The organism is Pseudonocardia charpentierae (assembly GCF_031845345.1).
Taxonomy (GTDB): Bacteria; Actinomycetota; Actinomycetes; order Mycobacteriales; family Pseudonocardiaceae; genus Pseudonocardia; species Pseudonocardia charpentierae.
Map to the genome: position 1 here is coordinate 168,864 of NZ_JAVREJ010000007.1, position 15,072 is coordinate 183,935.

The window sequence follows — 15,072 nt, forward strand, 5'->3', positions numbered from 1 at the left end:
GAAGCAGCGGGGGTACAACGGTGGGCAGCTCTGCATCGGCCGGACGTGCGACAACCGTCTTCGTGGCGGTGGCCATGGTCACCCTGGGATGCGGTTCGGCCGAACCGGCGGCACCGGGTCCGCCGCCCGTGTCGGTCGTCAGGGCTCCGGACCCCGATCCGGGTGCGATTCCCGCCGCCCCGCAGGGCAAGGTGCTGTTGACGATCACCGGGCGGATCGGCGCGACCAACGACGACGGCGTACTGCGTCTCGACCGTGCGGAGCTGGACCGCCTCGGCCTGCTCGCCATGAGCGTGAACGACCCCTGGGCGAAGCAACGGGTCGACCTGCAGGGCGTGTGGTTGCGCGACCTCGTCGGCCTGGCCCGGCCGGACACCGGGGCCGCGACCCTGCACGTGACCGCGCTCGACGACTACCAGGTCGATCTCGACCTCGCCGACGTCCGCGACCAGTCGATCCTCCTGGCCACCCGCACCGGCGAGGGCGCCGATCTGCCGGTCGAGTCCGGCGGCCCCACCCGCGTCGTGTTCGCCGACGACCTCGCCCAGCGCTACAGCCCCGACCTGTGGATCTGGAACATCGAGAAGATCGAGGTGCGATGACGGGCGGTGCGAGCCGTTGGGAGCGTTGGGCGCGCCCGCGCGTGCTCGTCGCCGCGGTCCTCGTCGTGCTCGTCATGACCGTGGGCCTGATCGGCCTGTACTCGGTGCTGCTCGACCGCATGAGCAGCCAGGTCGAAGACGCGCAGTCGCGGTCGGCGAACCTGTCCAACGCGGACCGCGAGGTCCTGGTGCTGCTGCAGGCGGTCACCCAGCTCGGCCCCGACTCGGACCCCGACGAGATCGATCTCCACCGTGGTGTCGCGGGGCGGCAGATCGTGGTGTCGATCGCCTCGTTCGAGCCGGGCGATCCCCAGGTCCGCGAGTTGCAGGACGTGCGGAGCGAGCTGGCGGCGTTCCCCTGGGACCGGCTCGTCGAGAGCCGCGGGCGCGACGTGGCCCTGCGCCGTGAGGCGATCGACCTCGTCGCGCGGTCCGAGGAGCGGGTCAACCTCTTGCGCAGCGAACAGGAGAAGCAGTTCTACGCCGTGACGGCGGAGTCGCTGACGGCCAACCAGCACGGTCAGCTCACGCTCACGGCCCTCGTGACGCTGGTGCTCGGGCTCGGCATCGCGGGGATCACCGTCGTCCTGCGCCGCAGCCGCAGCGACGTCGAGCAGGCCTTCGCCGCGCTCAAGGGCGAGGTCGACGAGCGCCGGGTGGCCGAGGAGGCGCTGCGGGCGAGCGAGGGACGGTTCCGCTCGTTGGTGCAGCGGGCGTCGGACCTCACGATCGTCACCGACGACCACGGTGTCGTCACCTACGTCAGCCCGGCCGTCGAGGCGCTCGTCGGGTACCGGCCCGAGGACTTCCTCGAGCTGCCCCTGCTCGTGCACGTCGAGCCCGAGGAGCGTGCCGATGTCGCCACGGCGATCACATTGCTCACCGACCGGCCGGGGCTCGTGCGCACGATCGAGCTGCGGCTGTGCACCGCCGACGGGCGGACCCGGTCCGTCGAGGCCGTGTGCCAGAACCTGATCGACGACCCGGACGTCCGCGGCCTGGTGTGGAACGGGCGCGACGTCACCGAGCGCAAGGCGCTGGAGAGCGAGCTCAACCACCGCGCCCACCACGACCCGCTGACCGGCCTGCCCAACCGGGCGCTGCTGCTGCAGCGGCTCGCGGAGACGCTGGTGTCGCCGAGGTCCGCACGGCGACGGCTGTCGGTGGTCGTCCTCGACCTCGACGGGTTCAAGAACGTCAACGACACCCTCGGCCACGGTGCAGGCGACGAGCTGCTGCAGGAAGCCGCGCGGCGCCTGCTCGGCTGCGTCCGGGAAGGCGACATCGCGGCACGGCTGGGCGGCGACGAGTTCGCCGTCATGATCTGCTCGGTGGAGCCGGACGACGCGCTGCAGATCGCCGGCCGCGTCGTCGACGTCCTCCACGAGCCGTTCACCGTCGCCGGCCACCACCTCACCGTCGGGGCCAGCGTCGGCATCGCGCACGGCAACGGCCCCGGATCGGCGGAGGCGTTGCTGCTCGACGCCGACATCGCGATGTACGTCGCGAAGCGGACGGGCAAGGGCCGCCTCGAGGTCTTCGAGCCGGAGATGCGGGTGAAGGCCTCACACCGGACGCGGCTGCAGCAGGAGCTGGCGCGCGCCGTCGAGCGCGGGGAGATCGAGGTCGCCTACCAGCCAGTGATCGACCTGTGCACGCGCCGCCCGTCGATGGTCGAGGCGCTGGCGCGGTGGCGCCGCCCCGGCCAGCCGGCCGTGCCCGCCGACGTGTTCATCGCGCTGGCGGAGGAGTCGGGTGCGATCAACAAGATCGGCCTCGAGGTGCTGCGCCGCGCGTGCCACGCGGCGGAACGCTGGCGGGAGCAGCCGGGCAACCACGACCTGGGCATCGCCGTGAACGTGTCCGTGCACCAGGTCCTCGCCGGACATCTCGCCGACCACGTCGTCGAGGTCCTGCGCGAGACCGGCCTCCCACCGGCGCGGCTGACCCTGGAGATCACCGAGAGCGCCGCGCTCGGCGACTCCGCCCGGGTCGCGGCCGAGTTCGCCCGGCTGCAGGCGATGGGCGTGTGCATCGCCGTCGACGACTTCGGCGCGGGCTACTCGTCGCTCGGCCTGCTGATGAGCCTGGACGTCGACGCGCTGAAGATCGACCGCAGCCTGCTCGACTTCGACACCACCCGCCGCGGATCGCTGGTGATGGCGATCGCCGAGTTGGGCCACACGCTGGGGTTGAAGGTGGTCGCCGAGGGGGTCGAGACGGCCCAGCACCTGCAGCGGGCGCGCGAAGCCAGCTGCGACGCGGTGCAGGGCTTCTTCCTCTCGCGGCCGCTGGAGGAGGGGGCGGTGGAGGACTTCCTGACCGGGTGGACGACGGCGCGCATGGCCGACCCGGTGGGGCACGTCTGAGGGGAGTGAGTTACCTCCGGACGATCAGCCGGATTGATCGTGCGGCGGCAAATCGGTCGACATCCGCCCGATACCGCCCGGACGATCAGCTCGCCCGGTGAGACGAACGCGTGCTCGCCGCCTGGCTCGCGGCGTGGGCCGTACGATCCCGCCGTGACCCGCCCCGACGCGCCGTCGCGTTTCCCGCGCTGGGTCTACGGCGTCGGCGACGAGCCGGATCCGCGGTTCTCGCTGGCGAACGAGCGGACGTTCCTCGCCTGGGTGCGCACGTCGCTCGCGTTCTCGGCGGCCGGTGTCGCGCTGGAGGCGCTCGCGCTGCCGGTGCACCCGGGGTTCCGGTTCGCTGCGTCCCTGGTGCTGGTCGTCGTCGGCGTCGCGGCGGCAGTGCAGTCGTGGTGGCGGTGGGGGCAGGTCGAGCGGGCGGTGCGGTGTGCGGCTCCGCTGCCCGGATCGGCGATGACCGTTCTGCTCACCGTGGGTTCCGTGGTCGCGTCGGTACTCGTGCTGCTGGGGGTCCTGCTGCGATGACGGTGCCGGAGCGGTGACGCCGTTCGACCCGGGCCTGCAGCCGGAGCGGACGGCCCTGACGTGGCGGCGTGCGGCGCTGTCGCTCACCATCGGCTCCCTCGCCTGCGGTCGGCTGCTCGAGCCTGCCGTCGGCGGCATCGCGTGGCTCCTGGCCGTCGTGGGCGTCGCACTGGGGGCGGGCCTGCTGCTCGCCGCGTCCCGCCGAGCCGCCCTGATCGACCGGACTCTGCACACGTACGGCGATCTCGCGTCCGGGCCGGGAGCAGGGCTTCTCGCGACGGTCGCGGTGGTCGCCGTGCTGGTCGGGGTCGTGGGGCTCGTCGTCATCGTGCGGCTCGCGGTGGGCGGCCGGTAGGTGCGCGGTGTTTGGCCCGGGCCTCCGGGCGGCACCCACCCCGAGTACTGCAACGGGGAGGGTCTGATGACGGAGGCGAACATCGGGGAGCGCGGACCGCGGGTCCGGCCACCGACGTTGCGGACGGGTGAGGACGCCACCGCCAGCCGGCTCGAGCTGTTCTTCGACCTCGCGTACGTGCTGGTGGTGCTGGAACTGGCGAACGCGTTCTACAAGGACCTCTCCTGGCGCGGGTTCCTCGTCTTCGTCGCCCTCTACGTCGCGATGTGGTTCTCCTGGGTCGGCTTCACCCTCTACGCGAACCGCTTCGACACCGACGACGTCGTCTACCGCGTCGCCAAGCTTGCGGCGACGGCCTCGATCGCGGGGTGCGCCGCGAGCGCGTCCGGGGCGACAGGAGAGTTCTCGACCGCGTTCGCGCTGTCGTTCCTCGCGGGGCGGGTGATCCTCCTGCTGCTGCAGCTGCGCGCGTGGCGGCACGTGCCCGAGGCCCGGCCGACGATCGCGGTCTACCTGGGGTTCACGGCGGCGAGCACCGTGCTGTGGGCGGTGTCGCCCGCGTTCGACGGCTGGGTGCGGTGGGGAATCTGGGCGGCCGCGGTCGCCATGGACGCTCTCGGGCCGGTGATGGCCACGCGCCGCGAGGACCGGGCCCCGCTGCACATGGAGCACCTGCCCGAACGGTTCGGGCTGTTCATCATCCTCGTGCTCGGCGAGGCGGTGGGCGGCGCGGCGACGGGGGTGCACGACGCGAAGTGGGCCGGACCGGCGGTCGCCGTCGGTCTCGCCGGGTTCGTGGTGGCCGCGTCCATGTGGTGGAACTACTTCGACGTCACCGCCGGCCACAGCGAGGAGAAACTGCACGAGAGCGACGAGGACGACGGTACCGAGGGCGCGGTCGCCGACGACCGGCACGACCTCTTCGTCTACGGCCATCTCCCGCTCTCGGCCGGGATCGTCATGGTCGGGGTCGGGATCGAGGACCTGGTCGCGCATCCGTTCGACGCCGTGCCCTCGGACGGAGGTTGGACCGTCGCCGTCGGCCTCGCGCTGTACCTGCTCGGCACCGCCCTGATCCTGGGCGGCACGCACCGCACGTGGCGCGGGGTGTGGCCGTGGCCGACAGCGGCGATTCCGGTCGTGCTGGCCGCGGCGGTCGTCCCGCACCGCAGCGCGCTGCTGCTGGTGGGCGGGCTCGCGGTCCTGACGGTGGCGCTCACGGTGTACGGCGTGCTCCGCGGTGACCCCGAGCAGGACCCGGCGGCACGGGCCGGCGGCCGGTAGCGTCGCGCCGGTGGTCGTCGACGACGAGCAGCGTGCGGTCCCTCTCCGGGGCCCGGTGCGGCGGGTCGTCAGCATCGTGCCATCGCTCACCGAGGCGGTCGTCGCCACCGCGGGGGACCTGCTGGTCGGGGCGACCGACTGGTGCACGCACCCGCCCGGCCTGGACGTGCCGCGGATCCGGGGCACGAAGAACCCGGACGTCGAGAAGATCGTCGAACTGCGCCCCGATCTCGTGCTCGCCAACGCCGAGGAGAACCGCGCGCCCGACCTCGACGCCCTGCGCGCGGCCGGCGTGTCGGTGTACGTGACCGACATCCGGACCCTCGACGGCGCGTTCGTCTCGCTGCGCCGGATGCTGGCCGTGTGCGGCTTCCCGCGGGTCGGCTGGCTCGCCGACGCGGAGGCGGCGTGGAACGCGGTGCCTGAGCCCGCGGCCCGGCGCCGGGCCGTGGTGCCGATCTGGCGGCGGCCGTGGATGGCGGTCGGCGGCGACACGTTCACCGGTGCGGTGCTCGCCCGCCTGGGCGTCGACAACGCTCTCGCCGACGGTTCCCCAGATGAGTATTCACAGCGCTACCCGCGCATCGACCCCGCAGCGCTTCCGCCGCACGACCTCGTCGTGCTCCCCGACGAGCCGTACGCGTTCACGGCCGACGACGGTCCGGAGGCCTTCGCCGCACCGTCCGTTCTGGTCTCGGGGAGGCTGCTGACCTGGTACGGCCCGAGTCTCGGAGAGGCCGCACGCATCCTCCCCACGCTCCTCGCGTCGAGATAGTAGGATGTCCGATAATCTGACCACGATGCGAGGAGCGCCGCCGATGGCCCCACCGCAGCACCCCGTCCGCTTCGTGACGGCGGCGAGCCTGTTCGACGGGCACGACGCGTCGATCAACATCATGCGGCGGATCCTGCAGCGCCAGGGCGCCGAGGTGATCCACCTCGGGCACAACCGGTCGGTGGACGAGGTGGTCACCGCCGCGATCCAGGAAGACGTGCAGGGCGTGGCCGTCAGCTCCTACCAGGGCGGGCACGTCGAGTACTTCACCTACCTCGTCGAGCTGCTGCGCGAGCGCGGCGCCGGGCACGTCAAGGTCTACGGCGGCGGGGGTGGGGTGATCGTCCCGCCGGAGATCGCACTGCTGCACTCGCGCGGGGTCTCGCGGATCTTCTCCCCGGAGGACGGCCAGCGGCTCGGGCTGCCCGGGATGATCGAGCTGATGATCCGGGAGTGCGACGTGGACCTCGCCGTCGCGCCCGCGTCCTTCGACGGGCTGCACACCGGCGACCCGGCGACGGTGGGCCGCGCGCTCACGCTCGCCGAGAACGGGCGCCTCCCCGAGGTCCACCTCGCCGGTCCGCGGCGTCGCGTGCCGGTGCTGGGCATCACGGGGACGGGCGGGTCGGGCAAGTCGTCGCTGACCGACGAGCTGCTGCGCCGGTTCCGCCGCGACCAGGAGGACAAGCTGCGGATCGCGGTGCTCGCCGTCGATCCCACGCGCCGTCGCGGCGGGGGAGCGTTGCTGGGCGACCGGATCCGGATGAACGCGCTGTCTGATGTCGGGGCTGACGGCGGGCGGGTGTTCTTCCGGTCGATGGCCACGCGCGGGGCGGGCGGGCAGCTCCCGGAGCGCCTCGCCGACGTGATCGCAATTCTCCAGGCCGCGGCCTTCGACCTCGTCGTCGTCGAGACTCCCGGGATCGGGCAGGGCGACGCCGACATCGTGCCGTTCGTCGACCGCGCGCTGTACGTGATGACGCCGGAGTTCGGCGCGGCGTCCCAGCTCGAGAAGATCGACATGCTGGACTTCGCCGACGCCGTCGCGATCAACAAGTTCGAGCGCCGTGGTGCGGACGACGCCCTGCGCGACGTCGGCCGGCAGCTCGTCCGCAACCGCGACGCCTTCGGCGCTGCGTGGCACGACATGCCGGTGTTCGGCACGAGCGCGGCGACCTTCGACGACGACGGCGTCACGGCGCTCTACCATCACCTGCGCGACCTGCTGGCCGACGACGGGCTGCCGGTCGGCGAGGGCCGGCTGGCCCGGCCTGCGGGGAAGACCTCCACGCGGCGCGATGCGGTGCTGCCGCCGAACCGCGTGCGCTACCTCGCGGAGATCACCGAGACCGTCCGCGGCTACCGGGGCGAGACGCAGCGATGGGCGGAGCTCGCGCGGCGCCGTCAGCACCTGCGGACGGCGCGGGAGATCGTCGGGGAGCCTGTGGCGGCGGCGCTGGAGGAGGCCGAACACGCGTTGCCGGCGTCGGCCGCGGCCCTGCTCGACACGTGGCCCGCCACGGTGGCCGACTACTCGGGCGACGAGCTGGTGGTGTCGGTCCGGGACCGCGAGCTGCGCATGCCCCTGACGCGCGAGACGCTGTCGGGCAACCGGGTGCAGCGGGTGGCGCTGCCGCGGTACTCCGACGACGGCGACCTGCTGCGGTTCCTGCGCGCGGAGAACCTGCCGGGCCACTTCCCGTTCACCGCAGGCGTGTTCCCGTTCCGGCGGGAGGGCGAGGACCCGGCGCGGATGTTCGCCGGTGAGGGCGACGCGTTCCGCACGAACCGGCGGTTCCACCTGCTCAGCGAGCACTCCACGGCGAAGCGCCTGTCGACGGCCTTCGACTCCGTCACCCTCTACGGCCGCGATCCCGACACCCGCCCGGACGTCCACGGCAAGATCGGCACGTCCGGCGTCTCGATCGCCACCCTCGACGACATGAAGGCGCTCTACGCGGGATTCGACCTGTGTTCGCCGACGACGTCGGTGTCGATGACGATCAACGGCCCGGCGCCGACGATCCTCGCGTACTTCCTCAACACGGCGATCGATCAGCAGGTCGCCGTGTTCGTCGAGCGGGAGGGCCGGGAGCCGTTCGACGAGGAGCGGTCCGCGCTGACCGCGTACGCGCTGGCGAACGTGCGGGGCACGGTGCAGGCCGACATCCTCAAGGAGGACCAGGGTCAGAACACCTGCATCTTCTCCACCGAGTTCTCCCTGCGGATGATGGCCGACATCCAGGAGTGGTTCATCGGGCACCAGGTGCGCAACTTCTACTCGGTGTCGATCTCCGGCTACCACATCGCCGAGGCCGGAGCGAACCCCATCTCGCAGCTGGCGTTCACCCTCGCCAACGGGTTCACCTACGTCGAGGCCTACCTCGCGCGCGGCATGGCGATCGACGACTTCGCCCCCAACCTGTCGTTCTTCTTCTCCAACGGCATGGACGCCGAGTACACCGTCATCGGCCGGGTCGCCCGGCGGATCTGGGCGGTCGCCATGCGCGAGCGCTACGGGGCTAACGAACGATCGCAGAAGCTCAAGTACCACGTGCAGACCTCCGGGCGGTCGCTGCACGCGCAGGAGATGGACTTCAACGACATCCGCACCACCCTTCAGGCGCTCTGCGCGCTCTACGACAACGCGAACTCGCTGCACACGAACGCTTTCGACGAGGCCGTCACCACCCCGACCGAGTCGTCGGTGCGCCGCGCGATGGCGATCCAGCTGATCATCGGCAAGGAGTGGGGGCTGTCGCTCAACGAGAACCCGCTGCAGGGCTCGTTCGTCGTCGACGAGCTCACTGATCTGGTCGAGGAGGCCGTGCTCGCCGAATTCGACCGCATCGCCGAGCGCGGGGGCGTGCTGGGTGCCATGGAGACCGGCTACCAGCGCGGCCGGATCCAGGACGAGTCGATGCTCTACGAGCACCGCAAGCACGACGGGTCGCTGCCGATCGTCGGGGTGAACACCTTCGTCCGCGAGAGCGCCGCGGAACCGGTCGACGTCGAGCTGGCCCGGGCGACCGAGGAGGAGAAGCAGAGCCAGCTCGACCGGCTCGCCGACTTCCACACCCGCAACGCGAACGGTGCCGCGGCGGCGCTGCGACGTCTGCAGGACGTGGCCACGAGCGGGGGGAACGTGTTCGACGAGCTGATGCACGCTGCGCGGGTCTGCTCGCTGGGCCAGCTGACGGCGGCGTTCTTCGAGGTGGGTGGGCAGTACCGGCGCAACGTGTAGCGCTCGCCCGGGGCCGGCCGGATGTAGCGAAAGCGGCGTTGGCTGCACTCAACGTAGCGAACGCCGCTTTCGCTCCATGCGGGCCGACGTGCGGCGCCTGCGGACCACCCCGAGGATGGGGCGGTGGACGATCACCGCGCGTTCGACGTCGTCGTGTACGGCGCCACCGGGTTCGTCGGGGCGTTGACGGCCGCGCACCTGGCCGAGCACGCGCCGCCGGGCACGCGGATCGCGCTCGCCGGGCGGTCGCGCGACAAGCTGGCCGCGGTCCGCGACGGGTTGCCCGCCGCCGGACGTAACTGGCCGTTGCTGGAGGCGGACGCGACCGACCCCGCGTCACTCGCTGCCCTGGCGGCCGCGACGCGGGTGGTCGTCACGACCGTCGGCCCGTACGCCCGCCACGGCCTGCCGCTGGTGGAGGCCTGCGCCCGAGCCGGCACGCATTACGCCGACCTGACCGGCGAGGTGCTGTTCGTGCGGGAGGCCCTCCGGTTCGACGACGCCGCCCGGGAGTCGGGCGCGCGGATCGTGCACTCGTGCGGCTTCGACTCGATCCCGTCGGACCTGGCGGTCCTGCTGCTGCACGAGCGTGCGGCCGCGGACGGCGCGGGTGGGCTGCGCGACGTCCGGCTGATCGCGTCCATGCGCGGCGGCTTCAGCGGCGGGACGATCGACTCGATCCGCCAGCAGGTCGACACGATGCGGCGCGACCCCGCCGCCCGCCGGCTCACCGCCGACCCCTTCGCGCTGAGCCCGGACCGTCCTGCCGAACCGGACGTGCCGCAGCCACCGGACGCCGGTCGTCCCACCCGCGGTGCGGGCGGTCGCTGGACCGCGCCGTTCGTCATGGCGCCGTTCAACACGCGGATCGTGCGGCGCAGCAACGCGCTGCAGGGCTGGGCGTACGGCCGTGAGCTGCGGTACAGCGAGGTGATGACCAGCGGTCGCGGGCCGCTCGGGGCGGTGGCAGCCGCGGGGATGATGGCCGGCATGGTCGCCTTCCTCAGGGCGATGGCCCTCCCGCCGACCCGCGCCCTGCTGGACCGTGTCCTGCCCGCCCCGGGAACGGGCCCGTCCGCGGAGGTGCGGGCGAAGGGCTGGTTCCGCGCGGTCGTCGACGCGGAGTCCGAGAGCGGCCGCCGCTACCGGGCCGAGGTCGCGGGCCGGGGCGACCCCGGCTACGCCGCGACCGCGGTGATGCTGGGCGAGAGCGCCCTGGCCCTCGCCTGCGACACCGACCGGCTGCCGGCGCGCGCCGGTTCCCTGACGCCGGCGACCGCGATGGGGACGGTCCTGGTGGAGCGGTTGCGGGCGGCGGGGCACACGTACGAGGTGACGCCCGCCTGACAAGCCGCGCGCCGTCCGGGGCTGTCGCACAGGGCGCCGCGGCGCGTTGGCCGGGTCAGATCACGATCCGGTCGCGGTGCGCCGCCGGGCTTCGCAGCATGGTGGCTTTGCTGCGGTGGGAGTGCAGCAAAGCCACCATGCTGCACTCCTCCACGCCCCCGCCGGGCGCCTCCGCCGAGCTTTCGCGCGCTCGTGACCGAGCACGCCCCACCACCTGCGGCAGCGTGTTCAGCGGTGCGATCGACGTCGTGGCGGCCGCGCGAGGAGGTCTTCGCCCGCGGCGCTACCCTGCCGCGGTGATCCCGGAGCCCCCGCAGCTGCCCGGGTTCCGGCAGCTCTCCCCGCTCCGTCGGGAGCGGCACGCCGAGGTCTACCGCGCGCGGCAGGACCACCCCGACCGGTGGGTCGCCGTCACGGTCTTCGACGTCCGGCTCCTGGAGCGCGGCGCCGCCGAGCAGTTCCGCGACGAGGCGCGTGCGATCGGGCGGCTCGCGCACCTCGGGATCGTCGCCGTGCACGCCGCGGACGTCCTCCCCGACGGGCGGCCCTACCTCGTCACCGAGCTGTGCGAGGGGTCGCTCGCCGACCGGATCGCGGAGCGGGGCCGGCTCGATCCGCACGAGGTGGCGGCGGTGGGGCTGGTGATCGGGCGCGCGCTGCAGCGGGCCCACGACGGCGGGGTGCGCCACGGCGACCTCACGCCCGGGAGCGTGCTGTTGCGCGACGGCGCCGTGCCGGTGTTGGCCGGTGTCGAACCGGCGGTGCTGCGCGACTACCGCGCCACCGACGCCGCCGCGCCGGTGCACGCCGCACCGGAGACCGTCCGGGCCGACGGGGCGGTGGACGACCGCACCGACGTCTACGGCCTGGGCTCGATCCTCTACGCCGCGCTCGCGGGTGCTCCGCCGTTCCCGACCCGCCGCGGGGAGCAGGAGCACGACCGGCTCGCGCGCGTCCTGCTCGACAAGCCGGCGGCCCCACCCGGGCCGGCGTGGCTCGCGGAGCTCGTGCTGGCGATGCTCGCCAAGGAACCGGCGTCGCGGCCGGCACTGCACCGGGCGATCGGGCTGCTGGCGGCCGACGGCGTCGTGCCGGGGCAGCGCGACACCGACGTCCGCGAGGCCGCCCCGGAGCCGGCGGAGCGCCGGGCACCGGTCTCCGGCCGGCACCCGGCCCCGTGGGCGCTCACCGCAGCGTGCCTGGCCGTGGTGATCGCGGTCGTCGCCGGCGTGCTCCTGGTGTGGCCCGTGGCCGGCTGATCCGGCCGGGACCGCCTCAGAGGCGGGTGTCGCGCACCCGCGTGAGCCCGCGCAGCCGGACGGCCGCACGGACCCGCGCCTTCAGTGGCTGCTCGGTGAGCGCCCCGCGGATCGACTTCTCCGCTCCCCACGCGCGCGCAGCAAGGTCGGTCGGCGCGACGGCGCCCGACCACAGGGCCTCGTCGACGCACCGGGCCAGCCGCTCCAACTCGGCGCCGCTGCCGTTGAGTACCGGGCCGGCGGGCCGCCGCAGGTCGCGGACGGTCATGTCCGTGGTGGCCTCGACGCCGTGGTCGCGCAGGCGGTCGCGGACCTCGAGCCACGCCCCGACCACCGCGCCGCTGCCCGGCGAACGCCGTCGCCGGGCCCGCCGCACCCGCTTGATCGACGGCACGCCGAGCAGAGCCAGCAGCACGACGCCCACCACGGCGATCCCGGCCCCCGCAAGAATGGCATCCCACCGCCCGGGTAGAGAGATCGGTTCGGCGTCCGGGGGCGTCGCCACGGCCGCGGGAGGCGCCGGCGCGGGCGCCACGGGTTGGGCCGCGGCTCGCCGGCGTGCGGTCTCCGTCGCCGCGTCGGTCGCGGCGGACGGCCCGGTGGCCTCGCGGGCGCCACCCGTCGGGTCGAGCGGCACCCAGCCCGCGCCGGCGACCGCCACCTCCGGCCAGGCGAACGCGTCGCCGTTGCGCACCACCTGCACCCCGTCGGGCCCCGCTGGCCCGGGCCGGAACCCGACGACGAGGCGGGCCGGGATCCCGACCGCGCGGGCCATCAGGACGTAGGCCGCGGCGAACTGCTCGCTGGTGCCGCTCCTGGAGTCGGTGAGGAAGCGGACGAGCTGCACGTCTCCGCTGCCCGTCGGCCGCTGGTCGGCGCCGGCGAGGCGGTAGTTGTCGCGGAACCAGCGCTCGAGCGTCAGGGCGGTGTCGAACGACGGCGGCGCCCCGCGCACCGCCCCGGCCGCCGCGGTCGTCACCGCGGCGGGCAGCGTGCCGTCGATCTCGGTGCCACCGGCCTCGGGATCCACCGCGGCGCCGACGAGCTGCTCGGGCCCCGGTTGCGGGGCGAACCAGGCGAGCCCGTAGCGGGCGCTCGCCGCACCGTCGGGAAGCAGCAGGCTGCCGGTCTCGGGATCGACGGCCGGCCGCAGGCCCTCGACCGAGCGCACCCCGCCCTGCCCGGGCAGCCACGGCCCGGTGAACCCGGCGGCTACGGTGACGTCGGCGGCGGTCGGGCGAACCGGCACGGTGAGGTTCGGGTCGGGCGGCAGCTGCGCCCCGAGCGGCCGGTAGCGCGCGCTGCTGGTGAACCCCGCGCCGTCGTAGCCGTCGAGCACCACCAGTGGCCACCGGGTGACGGGCGCGTCGGCCCGCGCGGTGAAGACGACCTCGTCGGGGCGGTCGAGCCGGCCGGCGAGCTCGGCGAGCGGGCTCACGGCTCCACCCGTGACCGTGGACGGCGTGATCCGGTCCTGCATCGACCATGCCGGCCCGCCGACCGGGTCGGTGACGGCGAGGAGCCCGCCGACCAACACCGCCACGAGGACGACCGACAGCGCCGGGCCGACGGCCTCCGCCCACCGCCACCCGTCCGCGAGGACGACACCCGCGCCCACGCCGTACGCCGCCGCGAGCCCGACGGCAGGCAGCCCCCCGACGGAGGCGAAGAGCTGCGCGAGCACCAGAACGGCCAGGCTCGGCAGCAGGGTGAGCGGTGGAGCGACGCCGCGGCGCAGCCATTCGACCCCGACCACGGCCGTGAGCAGGACCAGCGCCGGCACGAACCCGACGAGCGTGAGGTCGGGGTGGGCGGGCAGGGTCGACTCGAGCGAGCGCAGCCAGCCGTGCAGCACGCTGTCGGCGACGACCCGCAGACCGGGCCCGGAGAGCGGGACACCGCTCGGGAGCAGCAGCGCCGCCGCTCCTGCCGTGGCTCCGAGGAGGAGGCCGAGAGGCGCGCGCACTACGGCCGGGCGGGCCCGGCCGAGCGTGAGCTGGTCGGCGGCCGCCACTCCGACGCCGACCGCGAGCACCGGCAGAACCAGTGCGGCCGGGGTGAAGATGCCGGAGAACGACATGCCGGCGACGGCCGTGGCGAGCAGCAGCCCGCCGCCCGCTGCCCGTCCGCTGCGGCCCTGCTCCCGCTCGGTCCAGGTTGGCGCCGCCGAGGCGACGGTCCCGATCACCGGGCCACCGTCGCGTTCCACTGCCGCAGGGCGCGCGCCGCGTCGCGTTCGCGGATGGTGAGCAGCCCCCCGGTGGATCCGCCCGGGGCGTCGGAGAGGTCGAACGCGATCGCCTCGGCGTGGCGTGCCGCCTGGACCGCCACCGCCTCACCCGGCGCTCCGCCGACGTGCACGAACCACCCGTCGCCGGAGCGCGAGCCCACCGTCGCCAGGTCGAGCTCCGCCGCGGTGTCCTGCTCGAGCAGGCACAGCTGGTCGGCCGCAGCCCGCAGCCCGCTCGTCCCCGCGCGGACGTCTACGACCAGCCCGCCCGTCGTCGCGAGCCGCACCGGCCGGTCCTGCTCGGCGGCCGCCCACAGCACCGACGCGACGATCTCCACGGCCGCCTCGAACGCCTCGGCGTCCAGCAGGTCGTGGCGGGTGTCCAGCACGACGACGCACCACGGCTGCGCGGGGTCGACGTACTCGCGGACGATCAGCTGGCCGGTTCGCGCCGTGGCCTTCCAGTGCAGGTGGCGCAGCTCGTCGCCGGGCACGTAGGGCCGTAGCGCCCGCAGGTCCATCGCCCCCGCCATGGGATGCGGCGGCGGAGCGCCCTCATGGTGGTGCCGTGCCCGGCCGGCCTCGGCCAGCCGCACCGCGTGCCGGCGCGGGTGGACCCACACGTGGGTCTCCCCGCCGACGGCCCGGCGGCTGAACGCGAGCCCGAGCAGGTCGGTGCGCTCCACGCTCAGCGGCCCGACCGGGATCCGCCCGCGCCGGGTGGTCGGCAGCTCGTACCGGTACCGCGCCGACCCGCCGGGCGGCAGCGACCGCACCCGCATCGGCGTGACCTGCGACCCGACGGCGTCGACGGCGGTGAAGCCGGGTCGGCGGCTGTGGGTGCGGTTGCGGACCACCAGCTCCGCGAACGCCGGTGCGCCGGTGTCGACGCGGTCGGGGTGCACCGCCCGGGTCACGCCGAGGCGCAGCCGACCGGCCGTCGGCACGAAGGCCAGCGCGACGGCCCCCAGCATCACGCCCGCCAGGGCCCGCAGCAGCGGGAGGTTCAGCACCACGCCGAGCACGAGCAGCACGACCGCACCGACGAGAACGGCGGTGCCGCGCGGGGTGGGTCGCAC

The 15,072-nt window shown here is 74.0% G+C and carries 11 protein-coding genes; 9 read left to right on the forward strand and 2 right to left on the reverse strand.

Annotation, left to right across the window (positions count from 1 at the left end; genetic code table 11):
- Window positions 1–20: 20 nt before the first annotated feature.
- The 9 genes from RM445_RS12755 to RM445_RS12795 all read left to right on the forward strand — a co-directional run bounded on the left by RM445_RS12755 (window position 21) and on the right by RM445_RS12795 (window position 11,763).
- Window positions 21–602 carry a molybdopterin-dependent oxidoreductase gene (locus RM445_RS12755; protein ID WP_311556428.1) on the forward strand — a complete coding sequence of 194 codons (582 nt, stop codon included), beginning with the start codon at window positions 21–23 and terminating at the stop codon, window positions 600–602.
- Window positions 599–2,971 carry a putative bifunctional diguanylate cyclase/phosphodiesterase gene (locus tag RM445_RS12760; RefSeq protein WP_311556429.1) on the forward strand — a complete coding sequence of 791 codons (2,373 nt, stop codon included), beginning with the start codon at window positions 599–601 and terminating at the stop codon, window positions 2,969–2,971. Before RM445_RS12755 ends, RM445_RS12760 begins: the two co-directional genes overlap by 4 nt.
- Before the next feature lie 153 nt (window positions 2,972–3,124).
- Complete coding sequence (locus RM445_RS12765; protein WP_311556430.1) at window positions 3,125–3,499, forward strand: YidH family protein; 375 nt, start codon at window positions 3,125–3,127, stop codon at window positions 3,497–3,499.
- Window positions 3,500–3,512: 13 nt separating this feature from the next.
- Window positions 3,513–3,854: a DUF202 domain-containing protein gene (locus RM445_RS12770; RefSeq protein WP_311556431.1), complete on the forward strand. Its 342-nt coding sequence runs from the start codon at window positions 3,513–3,515 to the stop codon at window positions 3,852–3,854.
- Between the two features lie 66 nt (window positions 3,855–3,920).
- The gene (locus RM445_RS12775; RefSeq protein WP_311556432.1) at window positions 3,921–5,138 is read left to right on the forward strand and encodes a low temperature requirement protein A; all 1,218 of its coding nucleotides are present in this window, start codon (window positions 3,921–3,923) and stop codon (window positions 5,136–5,138) included.
- 10 nt (window positions 5,139–5,148) lie between these two features.
- Window positions 5,149–5,913 (forward strand): helical backbone metal receptor, encoded by a 765-nt coding sequence (locus RM445_RS12780; protein WP_311556433.1) that lies wholly within the window; start codon window positions 5,149–5,151, stop codon window positions 5,911–5,913.
- 43 nt (window positions 5,914–5,956) lie between these two features.
- Window positions 5,957–9,157, forward strand: coding sequence for a fused isobutyryl-CoA mutase/GTPase IcmF (icmF, locus tag RM445_RS12785; RefSeq protein WP_311556434.1), 3,201 nt, complete (start codon window positions 5,957–5,959; stop codon window positions 9,155–9,157).
- A 123-nt stretch (window positions 9,158–9,280) separates the two neighbouring features.
- On the forward strand, window positions 9,281–10,504 hold the full coding sequence (locus RM445_RS12790; protein WP_311556435.1) for a saccharopine dehydrogenase family protein: 1,224 nt from the start codon (window positions 9,281–9,283) through the stop codon (window positions 10,502–10,504).
- A gap of 296 nt (window positions 10,505–10,800) precedes the next feature.
- The gene (locus RM445_RS12795) at window positions 10,801–11,763 is read left to right on the forward strand and encodes a serine/threonine-protein kinase (protein ID WP_311556436.1); all 963 of its coding nucleotides are present in this window, start codon (window positions 10,801–10,803) and stop codon (window positions 11,761–11,763) included.
- Window positions 11,764–11,779: 16 nt separating this feature from the next.
- Here the strand turns inward: RM445_RS12795 and RM445_RS12800 are convergent, their stop codons facing one another.
- Both RM445_RS12800 and RM445_RS12805 read right to left on the reverse strand, forming a co-directional pair.
- Window positions 11,780–13,951, reverse strand: coding sequence for a DUF3488 and transglutaminase-like domain-containing protein (locus RM445_RS12800; protein ID WP_311556437.1), 2,172 nt, complete (start codon window positions 13,949–13,951; stop codon window positions 11,780–11,782).
- Window positions 13,948–15,072 carry a DUF58 domain-containing protein gene (locus RM445_RS12805; protein ID WP_311556438.1) on the reverse strand — a complete coding sequence of 375 codons (1,125 nt, stop codon included), beginning with the start codon at window positions 15,070–15,072 and terminating at the stop codon, window positions 13,948–13,950. Before RM445_RS12805 ends, RM445_RS12800 begins: the two co-directional genes overlap by 4 nt.